Source organism: Alicyclobacillus shizuokensis NBRC 103103, assembly GCF_001552255.1.
GTDB classification, from domain to species: Bacteria; Bacillota; Bacilli; order Alicyclobacillales; family Alicyclobacillaceae; genus Alicyclobacillus_G; species Alicyclobacillus_G shizuokensis.
In genome coordinates this window covers 18,986-36,871 of sequence record NZ_BCQV01000008.1, presented here as the reverse complement: position 1 = coordinate 36,871, position 17,886 = coordinate 18,986, and the positions used below count along the sequence as shown (strand labels likewise).

The 17,886-nt window shown below is 61.9% G+C and carries 19 protein-coding genes and 1 riboswitch; of the genes, 6 read left to right on the top strand and 13 right to left on the bottom strand.

Annotation, left to right across the window (positions count from 1 at the left end):
• Positions 1 to 11 precede the first annotated feature (11 nt).
• Positions 12 to 245 carry a NifU family protein gene (locus tag ASH01S_RS04745; RefSeq protein WP_067924408.1) on the bottom strand — a complete coding sequence of 78 codons (234 nt, stop codon included), beginning with the start codon at positions 243 to 245 and terminating at the stop codon, positions 12 to 14.
• Between the two features lie 130 nt (positions 246 to 375).
• Between ASH01S_RS04745 and ASH01S_RS17830 the strand changes: the two genes are divergently transcribed.
• Positions 376 to 576: a DUF378 domain-containing protein gene (locus tag ASH01S_RS17830; protein WP_083516819.1), complete on the top strand. Its 201-nt coding sequence runs from the start codon at positions 376 to 378 to the stop codon at positions 574 to 576.
• Here the strand turns inward: ASH01S_RS17830 and ASH01S_RS04740 are convergent.
• From ASH01S_RS04740 to ASH01S_RS04725, 4 genes are all read right to left on the bottom strand, one after another.
• Positions 484 to 1,101: a DNA-3-methyladenine glycosylase I gene (locus tag ASH01S_RS04740; RefSeq protein WP_067924406.1), complete on the bottom strand. Its 618-nt coding sequence runs from the start codon at positions 1,099 to 1,101 to the stop codon at positions 484 to 486. The two genes, ASH01S_RS17830 and ASH01S_RS04740, sit on opposite strands and share 93 nt — an antisense overlap.
• A 76-nt stretch (positions 1,102 to 1,177) precedes the next feature.
• The gene (locus ASH01S_RS04735; protein WP_067924403.1) at positions 1,178 to 1,852 is read right to left on the bottom strand and encodes a GNAT family N-acetyltransferase; all 675 of its coding nucleotides are present in this window, start codon (positions 1,850 to 1,852) and stop codon (positions 1,178 to 1,180) included.
• An 85-nt stretch (positions 1,853 to 1,937) separates the two neighbouring features.
• Positions 1,938 to 2,498 carry a hypothetical protein gene (locus ASH01S_RS04730; RefSeq protein ID WP_067924400.1) on the bottom strand — a complete coding sequence of 187 codons (561 nt, stop codon included), beginning with the start codon at positions 2,496 to 2,498 and terminating at the stop codon, positions 1,938 to 1,940.
• A 129-nt stretch (positions 2,499 to 2,627) separates the two neighbouring features.
• Positions 2,628 to 4,823: an ATP-dependent helicase gene (locus tag ASH01S_RS04725; protein ID WP_083516817.1), complete on the bottom strand. Its 2,196-nt coding sequence runs from the start codon at positions 4,821 to 4,823 to the stop codon at positions 2,628 to 2,630.
• Between the two features lie 457 nt (positions 4,824 to 5,280).
• Here ASH01S_RS04725 and folE point away from each other — a divergent pair, with 457 nt between their 5' ends.
• Both folE and ASH01S_RS04715 read left to right on the top strand, forming a co-directional pair.
• On the top strand, positions 5,281 to 5,841 hold the full coding sequence (gene folE, locus ASH01S_RS04720; protein WP_067924453.1) for a GTP cyclohydrolase I FolE: 561 nt from the start codon (positions 5,281 to 5,283) through the stop codon (positions 5,839 to 5,841).
• Positions 5,842 to 5,945: 104 nt separating this feature from the next.
• On the top strand, positions 5,946 to 6,335 hold the full coding sequence (locus tag ASH01S_RS04715) for a hypothetical protein (RefSeq protein ID WP_067924397.1): 390 nt from the start codon (positions 5,946 to 5,948) through the stop codon (positions 6,333 to 6,335).
• Here the strand turns inward: ASH01S_RS04715 and ASH01S_RS04710 are convergent.
• Together ASH01S_RS04710 and metX are read right to left on the bottom strand one after the other, a co-directional pair.
• Entirely contained in the window at positions 6,316 to 7,362 is a 1,047-nt protein-coding gene (locus ASH01S_RS04710) for a homoserine dehydrogenase (RefSeq protein ID WP_067924392.1), read from the bottom strand. The genes ASH01S_RS04715 and ASH01S_RS04710 overlap by 20 nt on opposite strands.
• The gene (gene metX / locus ASH01S_RS04705; protein ID WP_245628924.1) at positions 7,359 to 8,600 is read right to left on the bottom strand and encodes a homoserine O-acetyltransferase MetX; all 1,242 of its coding nucleotides are present in this window, start codon (positions 8,598 to 8,600) and stop codon (positions 7,359 to 7,361) included. The genes ASH01S_RS04710 and metX overlap by 4 nt, the downstream gene beginning before the upstream one ends.
• 136 nt (positions 8,601 to 8,736) lie before the next feature.
• A riboswitch (SAM riboswitch) is annotated at positions 8,737 to 8,856 on the bottom strand.
• A gap of 98 nt (positions 8,857 to 8,954) precedes the next feature.
• On the opposite strand from metX, the gene ASH01S_RS04700 reads away from it, so the two are divergent.
• The gene (locus ASH01S_RS04700; RefSeq protein ID WP_245628923.1) at positions 8,955 to 9,809 is read left to right on the top strand and encodes a CDP-alcohol phosphatidyltransferase family protein; all 855 of its coding nucleotides are present in this window, start codon (positions 8,955 to 8,957) and stop codon (positions 9,807 to 9,809) included.
• Entirely contained in the window at positions 9,806 to 11,023 is a 1,218-nt protein-coding gene (locus ASH01S_RS04695) for a glycosyltransferase family protein (RefSeq protein WP_067924389.1), read from the top strand. The genes ASH01S_RS04700 and ASH01S_RS04695 overlap by 4 nt, the downstream gene beginning before the upstream one ends.
• A 39-nt stretch (positions 11,024 to 11,062) precedes the next feature.
• On the opposite strand, the gene hemQ is transcribed toward ASH01S_RS04695, so the two are convergent.
• The 6 genes from hemQ to ASH01S_RS04665 all read right to left on the bottom strand — a co-directional run bounded on the left by hemQ (position 11,063) and on the right by ASH01S_RS04665 (position 17,316).
• Positions 11,063 to 11,809 (bottom strand): hydrogen peroxide-dependent heme synthase, encoded by a 747-nt coding sequence (gene hemQ, locus ASH01S_RS04690; RefSeq protein ID WP_067924386.1) that lies wholly within the window; start codon positions 11,807 to 11,809, stop codon positions 11,063 to 11,065.
• A gap of 26 nt (positions 11,810 to 11,835) precedes the next feature.
• On the bottom strand, positions 11,836 to 13,017 hold the full coding sequence (locus tag ASH01S_RS04685) for an acyl-CoA dehydrogenase family protein (RefSeq protein ID WP_067924383.1): 1,182 nt from the start codon (positions 13,015 to 13,017) through the stop codon (positions 11,836 to 11,838).
• Between the two features lie 19 nt (positions 13,018 to 13,036).
• Positions 13,037 to 13,372: a thioredoxin family protein gene (locus tag ASH01S_RS04680; RefSeq protein ID WP_067924380.1), complete on the bottom strand. Its 336-nt coding sequence runs from the start codon at positions 13,370 to 13,372 to the stop codon at positions 13,037 to 13,039.
• A gap of 100 nt (positions 13,373 to 13,472) precedes the next feature.
• Positions 13,473 to 14,774 (bottom strand): MFS transporter, encoded by a 1,302-nt coding sequence (locus tag ASH01S_RS04675; RefSeq protein ID WP_067924378.1) that lies wholly within the window; start codon positions 14,772 to 14,774, stop codon positions 13,473 to 13,475.
• A 119-nt stretch (positions 14,775 to 14,893) separates the two neighbouring features.
• Positions 14,894 to 16,405, bottom strand: a complete 1,512-nt coding sequence (locus ASH01S_RS04670) for a carboxypeptidase M32 (protein ID WP_067924375.1) — start codon at positions 16,403 to 16,405, stop codon at positions 14,894 to 14,896.
• A 122-nt stretch (positions 16,406 to 16,527) separates the two neighbouring features.
• Positions 16,528 to 17,316, bottom strand: coding sequence for an SDR family NAD(P)-dependent oxidoreductase (locus ASH01S_RS04665; RefSeq protein WP_067924448.1), 789 nt, complete (start codon positions 17,314 to 17,316; stop codon positions 16,528 to 16,530).
• Positions 17,317 to 17,454: 138 nt separating this feature from the next.
• On the opposite strand from ASH01S_RS04665, the gene ASH01S_RS04660 reads away from it, so the two are divergent.
• Complete coding sequence (locus tag ASH01S_RS04660; RefSeq protein ID WP_067924372.1) at positions 17,455 to 17,784, top strand: hypothetical protein; 330 nt, start codon at positions 17,455 to 17,457, stop codon at positions 17,782 to 17,784.
• Positions 17,785 to 17,886: the final 102 nt, after the last annotated feature.

Sequence of the window (17,886 nt, the reverse complement as noted above, 5' to 3'; positions counted from 1 at the left end):
CAGACGGGACCTCAATAAGCTTCGACGTTTTCAACTTCGGGCGCCACTTGCTTAATCGCCCGCTCCACGCCCATTTTTAAGGTCAGGACACTGGCCGGGCAGCCGACACATTGACCCGTGAGGGCGACAAACACCGTCTTTGTCAGATCATCGTACGAGACAAACTCCACGTCACCGCCATCCTGTTGGATGGCTTCGCGGATAGAGTCTAGTGCGTCCCGCACGCGCTGTTCGACATCACCCACGCCCTATCCCTCCGTTTCACCCCCAGCATACTCTACACCCGCTCCCTTGACAAGTCCAAACGCACTCCCGTTCACCCCGGATGAAGCCGGACGGAGATGAACATACTGGGCTCGAGGAGGTGCTGGACAGTTGAGCAAGGTGGCTTTGGTGCTGGTCATAATCGGTGCACTCAATTGGCTGCTGGTGGGACTGTTTCAATTCGATGTGGTGGCAGCCGTATTCGGCGGCGTCGATTCTCTAGTCAGCCGCATTGTCTACGTCATCGTCGGGCTGGCTGGCTTGTACACCATCACCCTGCTGTTCGACGCGCGGCGCGTCAACGACCACTGACGCCAACCAACACCCGTTCTCGTGCGGAGGTGTCACCAATCCGGTGGCATAGGCGATGCTCTGGGCCGTGATAGACCCGACACCGACAAAAGTCGACTGCAGCCGTTGATATATGGCCTCCTCGGGCAGCTCCTGGAGACCGGCGAAGAAACGCGACAGCGAACCAGCCTCGTGAGCGAGGCGCAGGGCTATACGTGCATTCGCAATCGCCGCCTCGATCTTGCGGCGATTGCGAATGAGACGCGGATTGGCGAGCAGGTGCTCAACGTCCTCATCCGTCAATTCCGCCACCCGATGGGGATGAAACTGGCCGAACGCCTCCCGCATGGCAGACCGTTTCTCTAACACAACACGCCAGCTCAGGCCCGCCTGAAACGTCTCCAAAATGACCATTTCCAGCCAACCCGCATCGGTGGTCGGTGGGTGCCCCCACTCCTCGTCATGGTATTGGGCAAGCAACTCCGTCGTGGCCCACGCGCAGCGTGGGCGTGTGCTGCGATTTGTGGACTGCGAATCCGAATGCAACCCAAACCCTCCCTGCGCCTCCACATCGCTCCGAACGCTCGGCTGGCGGCGCCCGAAGGGCCCGTCTGCCGCCTGCCTACGTTTGTGTCGGGCCTTGGGCGGCGTGCGCCTGCCCCCCCGACCGCGGCGGAGCACCCGCGGGACCAATCCGCTTCTGGAAGCATATGGTATTCGGTGGCAGCCGAAACACTTCATGGAAACCCAGCTTGCGGGTGAATTCGACACTGCGCACGTTGTTCGCCTGCACGAACACCTCGAGCGTGTGGACGCCCCGCGCCGCCGCCTCCTGTTCCAGCTTCTCCATCACTGCCGTGCCAACTCCGTCCGATTGCTCGGTCCGGTCGATGACCAAGGCGCTGATATGCATTTTCCCCTCTGGACCAATCAGGTAAGAATAGTAACCGATACGCTTGCCGCGGTGCTCGACCACGGTCGTCGGCGCACCTGACTGGATGTACTGGCGAAACTGCTCGCGCGGAAACGGTTCCGCAAACGCCTGCTGATGCACCTCCCCCAATTGCTCCTCCGTCAGTTGGACAATATATTCGTCGTCCGCCTCCGTGCGCGGTCGAAAGGTCAGGGCGGGAACGGCCGTCTCCGCCGGCTTGGGCGTACGCCGCGCCCCTCGTCCCCCAGTCTGTCGGGCACGCGCACGGATGCTCGAGGTGGTATGATCCCCCGCGTGCCCCTTGCCGCGCCTGTGACGCCTGGGCCCTTGCGCCCGTATTGTCCGCATTCCCTGTACCTGCACAGTCCACGCCTCCTTGTCGATTGCGTGTTCCGTGCCAGCTTATGCGAGCAACCGGGCATGTGCCATCGCCGTAACACGGCCGGTTTTATCGCTTCGACCTATCCTTCCCCTTGGAACCGCCCGAGCTATCCTTCGCCGTGGCGGCCGAGGTGCGGCGCCCGGTGGTGCCAACCCCCGCACGCTGGGACTGGCCTTCTCGACTCCTGCCTCCGCGGCGAAACCACTTTTTCCAGGCGCCCGGCTCGCGCGTCCGGAGGACCGGTGGCGCCACCACGTAGCCGATGTAATTCCCCGCCACATCCATCTTGTACCGGTGGTTAGGCTGAACTTTATCGTATTGATCTTTGGTCGTGTGGAATGTGATGGTCTGCATCTTCGACATGTGGATGCCGCGCACCGATTGAGACAGGTTGACCCTTCCGACGATCTGATAGGTCTTGACCGGAATATAGCGAAACCAGCCCGTCTTCGGCCTTTCCCGAACCACCCGTTTATGCAGGACGAAAATCTCACGCCGCTCCTTGGTGGCATTGTACTGGGACTCAAATTTCTTCTGACGTTTGCGCGTCCACCAAAATAGCCATGCGTACAAACCAATCAAGACGACCAACAGGCCACCAATCACGTACCAAGAGACCAACTTCATTTCCCCCTGCTACCCGCCTGGAGGGCCAGCGACCCTCCCTGCCCGATTGACAAATCATCTCCCATTGTAGCATGGGAATGGAACGAGACAAAGGGGAAGAGCCCGCGCGCAAACCGTCGGCCGGCCAGGCTAGCGGGAGGACGCCGCTTGGCGCACAGGCCGGGCATAGCGCTTAGGGAATGTCTTCAATCCGACCGACGGGTGAAACATCACTTCCAGCTCCGCCTCGGCCCGCTCTCCGCCCGCTTCCTTAACCGCGAGCACGACACCTTCCCCGTACTGCGGGTGACGGACGTGATCGCCAATCTGCCAATTGTATAAATCCGCGTTCGTCAGGTTCACGCGCTCGACGGTCGAGTCCGGCAGTTCGGCCACAAACCGGGAGGGTTCCCTGAGGCTCGCCTGACCGAACAAGGTGCGCTCCGTGCAGTATGTGATGTGGAGTTTGCGCATGGCGCGGGTGATGCCGACGTAGCACAGGTTGCGCTCCTGTTCAATTCCCTCCTCGTGGTCGAGCGAGCGGGCATGGGGAAATACCCCCTCTTCCAGGCCAATCATGAATACCACCGGAAACTCCAGGCCCTTGCTGGCGTGCAGCGTCATCAACCGCACGCTGTTGTCCGGCTTGCCCTTCTCCTTGTCCACATCGCTCAGCAGGGACACCTCGGCCAAAAACTCCAGGAGGGTGCCCTGCCGGCGGCGGTCGAAGGAGCGGGTGACCGTGAACAACTCGTCGATGTTTTCCAAGCGTTGCTGGTCTTCGGCTTTCCCGCTCTCCGCGTACATCTGTCGGTAGCCTGTGGCGTGCAGCACCTCCGCTAAATACTCGCTGACCGGCATTCCTTCCATCCACAGCATCAGTTCCTGCAGGGTCTCATAAAGCTGCTTCGCCGCCTCCACGGCTGCCTCCGACAGGCCTGCCTCGCGCCCGTGGGCCAGTGCCTCAAGCAGCGTCAGGCCTTCTCCATGCGCGTATTCGAGCAATTTGCCGGTCGTCTGCTCGCCCAGCCCGCGCCGGGGTTTGTTGATCACGCGCAGCAGCGAGATTTCATCGCGCGGGTTGGTCAACACCCGCAAATACGCGAGAATGTCCTTGATTTCACGCCGGTCGTAAAAGGTCAGGCCGCCCACAATGGTGTACGGAATGGCCTGCGCCATGAACGCTTCTTCAATCGCGCGCGACTGGGCGTTGGCCCGGTACAGCACCGCACACTCCCCGTAGCTGCCGCCGTCGCGGACGTGCGCCAAGACTTGATCGGCGACATACTTGGCCTCGTCCTCGCCGTCGGTGAGCGCACAGAGGACGACCGGATCGCCCTGGCCGTGGACAGACCTGAGGGTTTTCTCCTTGCGCCGGCGGTTGTTGCGAATGAGCGCGTTGGCGGTGTCCAGGATCATGGAGGTGGATCGGTAGTTGGTCTCAAGGGTGATGACCGTGGCCTCCGGATAGTCGCGTTCAAACTCCAGGATGTTGCGAATATCCGCGCCGCGCCACGCGTAAATGGCCTGATCCGAATCGCCGACGACACAGATGTTCCGGTGCTTCTCGGCCAACAGCCGCACCAGCTGGTATTGGGCGTGATTGGTGTCCTGATACTCGTCCACATGAATGTAGTGGAACTTGTCCTGGTACTTTTCCCGCACATCCTGGTGTTGGCGCAGGAGTTCCACCGTGTTGCCAATCAGGTCGTCAAAATCCATGGCGCCGGCGGAAAACAGGCGCTGTTGATAGATTTCGAACACGTCAGCGGCCACCGCCTCCGCCTGTGTCCGTGCCTTCTTTCTGGCCGCAGCCTGGCCCGGCCCAAGGAGGGCGTTCTTCCACCGGGAGAGGACCGCCTGCACGGCGCGAGCGTCGAATTTTTTCAGGTCGTAGTTGGCGTCCAGCATCGACTGCTGCACCAAGGCCTGCTGATCGTCGCCGTCCAGGATGGTGAAGGTGGTCGGATAGCCGATGCGCTCGGCCTCACGCCGCAAGATGCGCACGCACATGCTGTGAAACGTGCCCATCCACAAGTCGTCCGCATTCGCGCCCACGAGCGCGCGGACACGCTGCTTCATCTCCTTGGCGGCCTTGTTGGTGAACGTGATGGCCAGAATATGGTGAACCGGGACCTGCCGCGCCTCCATCAGGTATGCGATACGGCGGGTGAGCACACTGGTCTTGCCGCTGCCAGCGCCGGCCACAACCAGGACGGGACCTTCCGTTGTCACCACGGCCAAGCGCTGCTCCTTGTTCAAACCTTCGAGCAGTGGGTGATCGGACACGACCGGTGACAGCCCGTCCCCGCAGACAGCGGCAGACGCGGGTGAATGACCACTCATGATGCCAAGCTCCCTCCCACTCTTCCGCCTGCAGCCAGAAAATTTCATGCGATGCCAGCGCTCATCCCTTGCGAAGCATGACCCTTGTGCGACACAACGAGGTGACCTGAGCTTCTCGCTGTGCACCATAAGACAAGACGTCCTTCATGGTAGCCATTTTCGCAGTCCGCCGCAATCCAGCCAAGCCCTGCGTCTTCACCCGCGGCGACCCGTGGTCGGGCCCGCCCCCTGACCCGGCAGTTGTACGTAATTGATGGTATAATGGAACCTACTCTGTGATCAGCGTCACGTTCCCATAGCCTATTGCATGTTACCGCCATGGCTGCGCCGTTTGGGCACGGCGCCGGCGGGTGTATCGTCAAAAGGAGAGACAGTGACCTTGACCGATTCCGGACTCAACACATTCACATATAATACCGAATCCCCTGGCGCTCCCGCCGTAGGCGCAGAATCCACGGTGGAGCAGCGGCGGGCCGCCGTCGCCCATCACGTGCGGGAGATCCTCCGCCTGATTGGGGAGGACCCTGGACGGGACGGGCTGCTCGACACGCCGGTGCGCGTCGCCAAAATGTATGAAGAACTGCTGTCCGGCATGGAGATCAATCCGGCCGCCGTTCTCAACACGACCTTTGAGGAACGCAGCGAAGGCCCGGTAGTCGTTTCAGACATCGCCTTCTACAGCCTGTGCGAGCACCATATGCTGCCATTTTTCGGCACCGCTCACGTGGCGTACCTGCCGTCGGACAGGATTGTCGGCCTGAGCAAGATCGCCCGCTTGGTCGACGTGCTCAGCCGGCGGCTGCAAGTGCAGGAACGACTCACCGACCAAATCGTCGCGACCATGGACGCGGTGTTGAAACCGCGCGGAGTCATTGCGGTGATGGAAGCGGAGCACCTGTGCATGTGCGCCCGCGGCGTGCGCAAACCGGGATCACGCACCCGCACGCTGGCCACGCGCGGGGTCTACGCGAAAGACCCGCAACTCCGCCGCGAGTTTCTGCAACTCATCGGGGATTGATGCGTCGAGGCCGTCTCCTCGGGCCTAAACCGGCGGCCGCAGTGCCACCTGGTAGGGCCCGTATGGGCGGAGTGCAGAACATGCACCAAGGGGGCATGGCTGACATGAAAAAACAAATCCTGTTTGCCCTTCTCATCATCGCCGCCATCGTCGCCTTCCGTTTGCATACGCCGCCTGACGTTCCTCTGCCCAAGAGCGCTCAGGTGCACGGCAGCACCGTCACCATTCCCGTGACCAGTCACGTCAATCCCAAGGCCAATCAATACGCCGGTCTGGCGCGCCAATCAGGGCATCGGTACGCGGTGGTAATCAAGAGCGGCAACGTTATGAAAGAGTTTCAAGCAGGATCTGTAATAACCAAGGGTAGGGACGGCGTCGATTACAAAGCCAGTGGACAGATTCACCTGTCCGGCCGTCCCTATCAAGCCCAACAGCTGCACGTGGATGCAGATGGCCGGCAAGGCTACATCGTCTTCAAACAGATATCGTCGTAGCCGCCACCGAATGGTCATAAGAAGCCTCAGCGCGCGACTGTGCGGACGATACCGACGTGCGCAGGCACTTGACCAAATCCTCGACGATGGCGCTGGCCGTGGCCAGGGCGCCGGCACCCGGCCCCATCAGGGTAACCTCTCCCACCAGATCCCCCTCCACAGTCAGCGCATTGGTGACGCCGCCGACGTGATACAACGGATCCTCGGGCGAGAGAGGCAGCGGTTGGACCACCGCCGACACGGGCGTTCCCGCCGCATCGAACACAGCCTCCGCCACCAACTTCCAGCGTTTACCCTGCGCCACCGCCCGCCGGACATCCTCCTCTGTCAGCCCGCGTATGCCCCGTTTCACGATGGCCGTTTCGGGCATCGTGGATCCGCAAAGTGTCCAAATCAAAATCTGCAGTTTGTACAGGGCGTCGTCGCCGTCCACGTCCTGGGACGGATCTGCCTCCGCGTAGCCCAGTGCCTGCGCCTCCGCCAGAGCCGCCGAAAAACTCGTGCCTGTATTCATGCGCGTGAGGATGAAATTGGAGGTCCCGTTCACAATCCCGCGCAGACGGCGGACACGGTTGGCCTGGAAATAGGTTTCCAGCGTATGGATGGCCGGAATGCCGGCCAGCACGCTGGCCTCGTAGTGTAGAGTGGCCCCGTTTGCACGTGCGGTGGCCAGCAGTTCCGCTCCATGCAGCGCCAGCAGCTGTTTGTTGGCGGTGACCACCGACTTGCCGGCCGTGAGAGCCGTCAAAAGGGCCGCCCGCGCCGGTTCCACGCCGCCCATCGCTTCCACAATTACATCGGTTTGCGGATGCGCCACCACGGAATACCAGTCGTCACACAGCCGTTCCGGCGCCATCCGGACGGATCGCGGTTTTGTCAAGTCGCGCACGGCGATGCGTTCAATCACAGGTCGACGGCCGGCGCGCTCGTAAATTTTATCTTGATTGCGGCTCAACGCCTCCACGACCCCGCTGCCGACTACGCCGCAGCCGAGAAGCCCGATGCCTGCACACTCGTATCTGTTCATCCAGGCCACACCCCTTTCAAAACCTCTGCCAGTCGCTGCGGCTCGGCCAAGAACGCGTCGTGCCCAAAATCGGACCGTAACACCCGCAGGTCCACTCGCGCTCCCGCCGCTGCGGCCGCTTGGGCGGTGCTTTCAAGGGCCGAAACCGGATAAAGGTAGTCGGTGTCGATGCCAACCACCGTCAGCCGCGCCCGCAACCGGGCCAGGGCGGCGGCCAATCCGCCGCGACCACGGCCAATGTCGTGGGAGTCCATCGCCCGCGTCAGGTACAGGTAACTGTTGGCATCAAAACGGGCGTCCAATTTTTGCGCATGGTGGCGCAAGTAGGATTCCACCTGGAACTGCGGCTCCGTGAAGGCGGCCAGCGCCTGCGCCTCGGGTGTCCAACTGGACTCCGGAAACGGCGCGGGAACAGACTCGGACTCCCGCTCGTGCACCCGTCGCCGATGAAAGCGGGATTGAAACAGGGCATCGCTGCGATAGGTCAACATCGCCAGGGCGCGGGCCAGTCCCAACCCGTGCGAGGGTCGAGCGCCCGTATCATAATAGTTGCCGCGGCACCAGGCAGGATCTCCCACTATCGCCTGCCGCATCACCTCGTTGTAACCGATGGCCAGAGCGGAGAAATGAGCATCGGCGGCGATGATGACCGCGCGCTCCACCCGCTCTGGGTCGAGCAGGGGCCACTCCCACGCCTGCATCCCGCCGAGGGACCCGCCGATGACGAGCTGGATCTTCTGTACGCCCAGCTCATCCAGCAGCCGCATCTGGGCCCGCACCATGTCACGCACCGTCACCAGAGGAAAAGTGAGTGCGTATGGACGCCCATCGGGGCCCACACTGGCCGGACCGCTGGAACCACTGCAGCCGCCCAAGACATTGCTGCAGACGATGAAGCAGCGCCGGGTGTCGAGTAGCCGGCCCGGCCCAATGAGACCATCCCACCAACCGACCGCTCCCTCCGATCCTGCGGCAGCGTGCGCATCCCCCGTCAGGGCATGACAGACCACCACCACATTGTCGCCCTGTGGACTCAACTGCCCCCAGGTTTCAAAAGCGATGCGTACCTGTTCCAGCGTGCGGCCGCACTCGAATGTGAATTCGGGCAGGGTCATCACCCCGGCTTGGTGGCAAAGGCTGTTGATGACCGTGGTGTTCTTCTTCGCCCGCTCGACATTGTGTCGGCGGCTCTCGCCTTCCTCGGCCTCCGTCACGAGCCCTGGTTGCTTCTCGCTCACGCCAATCTCTCCCTACCTCGTCTGGATGCTCCTGGATGCGACGAAACTTGCCGTGTCCGACCGCCTGACTAGAACAAGAAAACGACCGCTCCGAGAGGAGCGGTCGCCCTGGTACACGTATGTATCCACAGCGCTCCTCTCATCTCTCAGAACACAGACGTGTCCTGCAGGAATTGGCACCTCTCCGGAACTACAGCTGCGTTCCGGTGGTTGCCGGGCTTCATAGGGCCAGTCCCTCCGCCACTCTGGATAAGAGTTGCTGAATATCTGTATAAACTTTTTCGTTTGGCTCAATATACCACTAGACAGATGGAGTGTCAATCACCTTGCCCTGCTCGTCTGGAGGCGGACTGCGTGCCAACCCTGGCTGAGATTGACCGGTGCGCCAAACGCCCGGTGGACATTTGGACCCTCTTCCTCTACTATCCACTCTCGAAACGCCTGGTCTGGATGGTCGCGCGCTGGCCCCGCATCACCCCCAACACGCTGACGCTGGCTTCGCTGGCTGTCTGCTTGGCCGGGTGTCTCGGTTTGACCGCGGGACGGCCGGATCAGTTTTTTACCGGCCTGGCACTCGTTCAAGCTTCTTACGTGATGGATTGTGCAGACGGACAACTGGCGCGCCTGCGTCGTCAATTTTCCCCCATCGGCGGCTGGCTCGACCAGGTGGCAGACAGGACGAAGGAGTTTGCGATCTACCTGGGCCTGGTCGACGGTTGGATGCGCCAGCATCCCCAATCCGACGCCTGGGTGTTCGCGATGGCCGCCCTGTTCAGCCTGTATCTGCTGGAGTACCTGAGTCAGATAACGATGTTCCGCCAGCCCGGTTCCAAAGAACCATTGGCCGCACCGGTCTCGCCCACCCCGGCGCCTGCTGTCCAGAGGCATGACGCCAGCGCGACCAAGCCCGGGCGCATTGACTGGCAACGACTCGTCCGCTGGCGGCGCTTCATTCCTTTTTATGCCTACAACATCGGGGAACAGTACTTTGCCCTGTTGGTGTTCGGCGCCTTCGGGGCGGTGCACGCGTTTCTTTGCTTCTCGGCCACCCTGGGCCTGGCCATGTGCGTCTACCGGCCGCTGGTTGCAGCCGTCAAATTTCACCGCGCCGCAGCCACCGCAACCAGGACCAGCACCTCTTCCACACTGTCCTCTATCGGCGACAAGGCGCCCGCCGCGCGTGTGGACGAGGGGGACGGTCAATCATGAACAGCTCCCGCCCTGACCTGCCCCTGGCCACGGTGTCAGCCCCCCTTGTCATCATCATCGCGGCGGTGCGCTGGGATGAGGTGTTCGCCCGCAACCAACAGATGGCCCGCGGCTTGGCACTGCGCGGGTGGGACGTGCTGTACGTGGAGCCGCCGGTGACGTGGCTGGCCCCGCTGCGCCGGTCGAGCGACCGCCGACACCTGCGCATCACTCCGCAATTCCGTCAGATTGCGGTGGATGCGCGGCACACCCTGCGTGTCCTCGCGCCGCCGACCATCCTGCCGCTGGGCCTGCGCCGGCGCGGATTGAACCGGTACAACCAGCGCCGCTTGGCGACGGCCATCGCGAAGGTCCACCGCCGCCCCGACGCGCTCATCAGCTACCTGCCGGCAGCCGCCGACCTGGTGCCGATTCTGCAGCCGCAGGTAGTGATCTACGACTGTGCCGATGACCACGCCGCCTTTCCCGGCACTCACAATCCGACCCTGGTGCGACAACTGGAGGCAGAGCTGACACGGCAGAGCCACAGCGTGTTCGCCACCGCCCGCAGCCTGGCCGACAGGCTCAGCCAATTGCGTGCGGACGTCCAGCTGCTGCCCAACGCGGCCGAGGTGGAACACTTTCGCCAGGCCGAAACCACGGAGCCCCACCCTCTGCTGCGAGACATCCCGCAGCCTCGCCTGGGGTTCATCGGCGGCATCGGACCATGGGTGGACCAGGCCTACATCGAAGCCCTGGCCAACCTCTGCCCGGACTGCCAGTTGGTGCTCATCGGGCCCACTTTGACCGACGTCAACCGACTGCGCCGACGGTCCAACGTCCACCTGCTCGGACCTCAGCCGTATGCGGATCTACCCCGATTCCTGGCGGGATTCGCCGCCGCTTTGTTTTGCTTTCGGGCCTCGGACCTAACCGAGGGCGTCAACCCGGTGAAAGTCTACGAGTACATCGCTGCCGGGCGCGAGGTCATCGCCACGCCCAATCGGGAAACAAGCGCCTTCGAGAGCCTCCTGTGGTTAGCCAGGACCCCGACCGAAGCGGCGGCTGCGTTGCGCCGCATTCTGGCTGGAGAGAGACGGTGCTCAGCATCGGCACGCGAGTCGTTTCTGGCCGAAAATTCATGGAAGCAACGCATAGACGTGATGGAGGCCAGCCTGTTCGCCAGGCTGGCCTCCATCCACGCGCGCAGGTCCCCATCACAACCGCCCACGTGACAACTTGTGCCCGCCGGGCCTACACGGGGGCACGGCGGCTCATACTTGCAATAACCGCGCCAAACCGGGGTTGTCCAAGCGCGTGCCGACGAAAAACGGCCCGAATTCGCCAAAGCGCGCGCTGGCCTCGTCAAACCGCATCTCGTAGACCAGTTTCTTGAATTGGAGCGGATCGTCCGCAAAGAGCGTAACTCCCCACTCCCAGTCGTCCAATCCGGTCGATCCGGTGATGATCTGCTTCACCTTGCCGGCGTATTCGCGGCCGATGCGGCCGTGGTTTTTCATCAGCTCGCGCCGTTCCTCCATGGACAACGTGTACCAATTATCCGCACCCTGCCGGCGCTTGCTCATGGGATAGAAGCACACGTTGCGCGTGGTTGGCAGCTCCGGCTTGAGTCGGCTTTGCAGATACGGATCGTGCTCCACGTCCACCCCCGGCTTGGCCAGGTAGGCGCTCAACTCGACGACAGACAGGTAGCTGTACGCGGGCGACGTGAAGTCGGCGAAGTGGGTCTTGTTGAACCGGGCCTCCGCGTCCGCCAACTCCTCCACCGTCGGCCGCATGTGGATGAACAACAGGTCGGCCTTCTGTCCAACGACTTGGTACTGCCCGTAAGCTCCCTTCTTTTCCGGGACCACCGCTGCGTAATCGGTGCAAAGACGAAGCAACTCAGCGACGGCCAGCTCGCGCTCCGCGGCGTCCGCCGCCTTCCACAGGGCCCAGTCGATGCTGCGAAAATCGTGCAGGGTATACCAACCGTCCAGGGTTTCTACAGCTTCACTCATCCGCCTTTGACCTCGCAATCGAGAATTTATGACTGCTGCACTTCGGCCAACGCCTGGTTGGCCAGCATTTGATAGGTAATGTCGTCCGCCGGCGGGTTGTGCAGCCCGGCTCGCACATCCCGGTACATGCGTTCGAGCGGCAGGTCGCGCCAAATGCTGCGACCGCCGACCACGCGCATGGCCAGATCCACCACCTCAAGCGCCGCGTTGGTCGCCAATGTCTTGACCGCGCCCAACTGCGGACGCAAAGCCAGCCGTTCCGCGGCGTTACCCGCATCCCAGCGCCGGGCGATGTCGTACATCAGGGTGCGGGCGGCCACCAGTTTGAGCTCCATCTGACCCAGTTTCTCTTGAATGTGCGCCACTTTGGCAATCGGATGCGGAAGACTGTTGGGCTGATAGGTCGCCGCGTAGCGCACCGCGAAATCCCGCGCGGCCAGCGCGATGCCGAGATAACAGGCCGGGATGTGCAGCGTCCAGCCACCGCCGTCACTGTTGCGGCGGGATGTCTCGCCCGGCCGTTGGCGGCTGATCAGCCGCTCCTCGGGCACAAACACGTCCTGCAGGACAATATCGTGGCTACCGGTGGCCCGCATGCCCATCGTGTTCCAGGTCTCGATAATCTGGATGTCTTTACCGGTCACCAAAAATTCGCCCACGTCCTCGCTGTCCGCGATGCCGGCCGTAACCAACACCCAATCCAGCGCCGGGGACAAGGTGCTGAACGTCTTACGCCCGGTGATGCGATAGCCGCCCGCCACCGGCGTCGCCGTTGTCTGCGGGCGTCCGCCCCGGCTCGGGCTGCCAGTGGCCGGCTCGCTGGCGCAGCTGTTGATGAGCGCCCCCCGTTCGACGACGGAGCGGCAGACTTCCGCGAACAAGGGCTCGGGAAAAGCGCGGGTGGTACGCAGGCTGAGCATCATGCCCACGTGCCAGCCAATCGCCAGAGCGGTCGATCCGTCCCCCCGCGCCACCTGCTCCTGATGTAGCAGCATCTCATACAGAGAGATTTCCTCGCCGCCAAACTCCTTGGGAGTTGTCCACGCCACGTAACCTGCCTTTCGCAACGCGTCGATGTTCTCGTGCGGAAAGCTGGCCTCCTCATCGTGGCGGGCGGCCCGTGCGGCGAACTGCGCAGACAACGCGCGGATAACCTCGTGGCGCCGCGCCTGCTCCTGCGTCTCAATGAACCAATTGCCGCTTGTCAACTCTGCTCCCCCTTGCCGCTCACACCTGCATCTTTGCCCAGGCGTCGTCCAAAAAGTCGGTGACCTCCTGCTTGGTCTTGCGCTTGCCGTTGACAAAGCGGCTCACAACCTGCCCGTCGCGATAGGCGATGAAACTTGGAATCCCAAGCACATCCAGCGTCTCGCACAGGTCCAGAAATTTGTCCCGGTCCACATGGTAAAACCGGAACTTGCCCTGATATTCGTTCACCACCTCGTCGATGTAGGTGTCCATGTAGCGGCAGTCCGGGCACCAATCGGCCGAAAACACCATGACGGTCGGATCTTTCTCGCGGACGAGCGTGAAAAACTGGTCCATTCCCTCGATTGCCTGCATCTGTCCTCTCCCCACTTTCATGGAAATTCCCGCTGGTACTTGCCGCCCGGATCGCACCGGGTAGCGCCCGACGCGGGCGGCCCGACTTCACAGCCGCACCTCATATGGCCTTTGACACCTCTGACGGCACCCGGGAGGCGCGCGGCAGCAGCAGGCTGCCGAACACCCCAACCAGGGAAAACACGGTTGGCAGCACGAAGGCGGCCGCATACGCGTGCCGGGTTGCGGATAGCTCGGCCTGCCCTCCGCCGCCGACCGCGTCCATCACAGCCCCAAATAACACCGGCAACAGCACCGCACTGAGAAAGCCGCCCGTGTTGGCAAAACCGGACGTGACCCCGGAACGCTCGGGGCACACATGGTCGCGAATGGCCGCGAACGTCAACAGGCTGCTACCACAGCCAAAGCCCACGATGAACATCACCGCGCCACTGACCGTGAGCGGCGGTTCGCCCCGCCAAAGCACGACCGAGAGCCACGAGGCGGCGGCCAGGGTCTGCGTGGCCAAATACGGCCGCTGCCGATCTTTAAGCCGGTCGCTCACCCAGCCCATGACGGGACTGGCCACCAGAGCACCGACAAAGGCAATCAGCGTGAACCAGGCCGCTTCCGCCCGGGACAGCCGATAGACGTCCATGAAGAACGGCACCACCCATAGGCTGACCATGGCCAAGTACGTGCCCATCGCGCCAAAGTGGCAGCAAAACGTCGACCAAGCGAGTCGATCCCGTACCACCCCGGCCAACAGGCGCCGGATGGGCACCTTCTGTACACGCACGCTGCCGGTTGTCGCGGCAGACGCAGCCTGCGCCGGGCCTTTGCCCATCAACACCAGTCCGTCAAGCACACCGGCGGCCAGTAGGAGGGCACCGATGACGGTGAACGGAAAGTGCCAACCCGCAGCCGCAATCCACGCCGCCAACGGGATGCTGGTGACCAACGCGCCCAGGTTGCCGGCCGTATTGACAACGCCCAGGACGGCGGCAAACCGGCCTTTGGCAAACCACTTGCCAAGAATCAGCACAATGTTCACCCAGATTAGCGCGTCTCCCAAGCCAACAATCGCCCGTCCGGCCAGCAGCCAGCCAAAGCTGTGGGCCGAAGCAAATAACAGCGTGCCGGCGCCGTCGCACAGCACTCCGCAGACCAGCATCCGCTCCGGACCCGACTTGTCCCCGTACAGCCCCACCGGGATCTGCAGCAGCATGTACAACAGGTACTGGATGCTCGTGATGGTGCCGAGCACGGCCGCCGAGACGTGAAACTCAGACTGCAACTGGTCGGAGATCACGCCCGGCCCTGTGCGCTGCGTAAACACAAGCAGATACGAAACCGCGATGCTCGTCAATACCAACCAGCGCCACCGCGACGCCCAGGCCGCCCCGACTGTCGTTTTGTCCATGTTCTCAGATGCCTCACCCTGATGATCAGTCAACATCAATGACTCTAGTACAGGGGGCCGGCAAAGTCAAAACAGCGGCCGTTCGCTGGATGCGCGACGTGGCGCCCGCCGACCGCTGCTCACAGGTTGTACAGGGCCGTGAACTTGTCCTTCAGGTACTGAATCAAATACTTGGCGTCAATTGCCTCCCCCGTCACCTTCCGCACAATCTCGCTGGGCTCAAGCATCTTCCCGCTGCGGTGGATATGCTCGTTGAGCCACTGCTTGATGGGCAACAGGTTGCGGTTGCGCACCTGCTCCCAATAATCGGGGATGTCCCGCGCCAGGGCGTGGGCAAACTGGGCCGCGTAGATGTTGCCGAGTGAATACGTGGGGAAGTAGCCAAAGCTGCCGCCGGACCAGTGTACGTCCTGGAGCACCCCTTCCCCGTCGTTCTCGGGCACCACGCCCAGATACTCCTGCATCTTGTCGCGCCAGACGGCGGGCAGGTCGGCGACCTGGATCTGCCCGTTGATAAGCCCTTTCTCAATTTCGTAGCGAATCATGATGTGCAGGTTGTACGTCAACTCGTCCGCCTCAATGCGAATCAGCGACGGCCGCACATCGTTGACCGAACGGTAGAAGTCATCCAACGAGATGTCGGCGAATTGAGACGGGAACAGCTCGAGGATGTAGCGGTAGTTGGCTTCCCAAAACGGACGGGATCGGCCGATGATGTTCTCCCAGAAGCGCGACTGCGATTCGTGAATCCCCATGGAGGCGCCGGAGCACAGCCCGGTGCCAATCAGTTCCTCCGCCACCCCTTGCTCGTACAGGGCGTGGCCGCCTTCGTGGATGGTGCTGAACAGATTGCTGCGCATGTCCTGCCACAGGAACTTGGTGGTGACGCGGGCGTCAAAACGATTCATGCTGATCTGGAAGGGATGCACCGTTTCGTCCAGGCGCCCGGCGGCAAAATCGTACCCCATCTGCTCCAGCAGGTAATGGGAGAGCTTGCGCTGCAGCGCCGTATCGTAGCCTCGGTAAAAGCGCGCATCGTCAAAATGCCTGCCGGTGGCGACGATCTGGTTTAACAGCCGCAACGTCTCATGGCGCAGGTTGTCGAACAGCGGATCCAACTGAGCCACCGTGACACCGGGCTCATACTGGTCCAGCAGGGTGTCGTATTTGTTGTCCTGATAGCCCCAGTACTCCACAAACTCATTCGTCATTGCGACAATCTGCTCCAAGTACGGCCGGAACATGGCGAAGTCGGCCTTGCTCTTGGCTTCTTCCCAGATCGATTCCGCCCTGGAGACCAGAACCACGTACTCGTGATAGCGTTCAGGCGGAATCTTGCGCGCCCGGTCGAACGCCTTGCGAAATTCACGCAGCATCGCCCGTGTCACAGGGTCAAGAGCATCCCGCTGGGCCTCCAGGAGATGCAAGAACTCCTCCATCCGGTCGGACGTGCTCATACGAAACACAGCGGACGAGAGCGTGCCTATAGCCTCGGAACGCAACGCTGCCCCCTTTTTCGGCGCCCCTGTGCGCAGGTCCCAGTACATCAGGGCCAGCGCCTCCTGATAATGTTCCATCTCCCGTACATATTGTCGGAACTCCTGTACGGTCTGTTCGATTTCCTGACTCATACGCCCCACTCCATTCTGTCGCGGACAGCACCAGGATTTTGTTTCCATTATAGCAAAACCGGAGTTACTTTTCGTGTTTATCCCAAATAAGGACAGCGATTCCCCACCAGCCCCAGAGCGGTTTATTCACTGTCTCCCCGGCGCGCCACTTTCACCGGACCGCACTGGTCCCGCGCGGTCACGACAATCGCATCGATATTCACGTGCGCCGGCCGTGTGGCCGCAAACAACACACACTCCGCCACATCCTCGGCCACCAACGGAGTCATGCCCGCGTACACCGCGTCCGCCTTCTCCTCGTCGCCATGAAACCGAACGATACTGAATTCGGTTTTTACCATACCCGGATCTATCGTGGTCACGCGCACCGGCTTACCCAACAGCTCTTCGCGCAGCGCCTCAGTGATGGCCCGCACAGCAAACTTGCTGCCGCAATAGGCCGATCCGCCCGCGTACGGCACCCTGCCGGCGATGGAGCCGATGTTGATCACGTGTCCGTCGCCGCTGTCGATGAGACTAGGTAGAAACAGCCGCGTCATGCGCAGCAGCCCGAGAACATTAGTGTTGACCATCTCCTCCCACTCGGCATCATCTTGCGCCTCTGCAACCGGCGTCTTGCCGCGCGCCAGACCGGCGTTGTTAAGCAGGACATGGACATGACCGTACTGACTCAACACCGCCTCCGCAAACCGCTCGGCGGAGGCGACGGAGGTGACGTCCAACTCGCCGACAAACGGTTGTTCCCCGGTCGCCTCCGCCAACTCCGCAGCCAGCGCACGCAGCTGGTCCACACGCCGAGCGCCCATGGCCACCCGAAATCCAGATTGAGCCAAAGCCCGCGCGCTCGCCGCACCTATCCCGGAGCTGGCTCCAGTGATGACAGCAACACGTTGATTCCCTTGCAACGCCATTGCCATCGCCTCCTCCGCTTCCATCATACCAATTTTCAAAATCAACGTCAGACTGCCGGCAAACCACCACGTCGCGTTGGTCATACACTGCTCTGAAACGGTCGGTTGGGCCGACCCTTGTTAAGGAGTGATTTATCCATGCCCTGCCCGGAGGTTAAGACCGGTCATGTTGAAATCCCTGGGGAAGACTACACTCGCATCCAGCAAAGCGCGGATGCGGGGCGCAACCTGTGGCGGCTCGACCCGATTCGAACGGCTCAGGTGGTCGGCAGCCAGAGTCTCGGCTTTCGTCCAAACGACGTCTACACGTTTGTTGAGCGGTATCGTGACCCGGGATCCGGTTTGCAGCACGCCATCGTCCGCGTCCAACATGGCCCCTGCCGTTACATCGTCACCCTGTACCAGCCGGTGCGGCAAGGACCGCGCGGAATCTGGGTGGTGCACTTCGTAGAGGACATCACAACCTGACGAGTTGACAGAGACCAGGTGGCGAGCAAAACTGGTGTCGGGCCTGACAGATGGTTACAATATGGTTACAATATAATTACAGACAGAGATCCACACCCTATC

Excerpts from the sequence above, each read along its gene's own strand:
- ASH01S_RS04730 (WP_067924400.1), bottom strand. The coding sequence starts at position 2,498 with ATGAAGTTGGTCTCTTGGTACGTGATTGGTGGCCTGTTGGTCGTCTTG.
- ASH01S_RS04725 (WP_083516817.1), bottom strand. The coding sequence starts at position 4,823 with ATGAGTGGTCATTCACCCGCGTCTGCCGCTGTCTGCGGGGACGGGCTG.
- ASH01S_RS04715 (WP_067924397.1), top strand. The coding sequence starts at position 5,946 with ATGAAAAAACAAATCCTGTTTGCCCTTCTCATCATCGCCGCCATCGTC.
- ASH01S_RS04710 (WP_067924392.1), bottom strand. The coding sequence starts at position 7,362 with ATGAACAGATACGAGTGTGCAGGCATCGGGCTTCTCGGCTGCGGCGTA.
- ASH01S_RS04695 (WP_067924389.1), top strand. The coding sequence starts at position 9,806 with ATGAACAGCTCCCGCCCTGACCTGCCCCTGGCCACGGTGTCAGCCCCC.
- hemQ (WP_067924386.1), bottom strand. The coding sequence starts at position 11,809 with ATGAGTGAAGCTGTAGAAACCCTGGACGGTTGGTATACCCTGCACGAT.
- ASH01S_RS04680 (WP_067924380.1), bottom strand. The coding sequence starts at position 13,372 with ATGCAGGCAATCGAGGGAATGGACCAGTTTTTCACGCTCGTCCGCGAG.
- ASH01S_RS04675 (WP_067924378.1), bottom strand. The coding sequence starts at position 14,774 with ATGGACAAAACGACAGTCGGGGCGGCCTGGGCGTCGCGGTGGCGCTGG.
- ASH01S_RS04670 (WP_067924375.1), bottom strand. The coding sequence starts at position 16,405 with ATGAGTCAGGAAATCGAACAGACCGTACAGGAGTTCCGACAATATGTA.
- ASH01S_RS04665 (WP_067924448.1), bottom strand. The coding sequence starts at position 17,316 with ATGGCGTTGCAAGGGAATCAACGTGTTGCTGTCATCACTGGAGCCAGC.
- ASH01S_RS04660 (WP_067924372.1), top strand. The coding sequence starts at position 17,455 with ATGCCCTGCCCGGAGGTTAAGACCGGTCATGTTGAAATCCCTGGGGAA.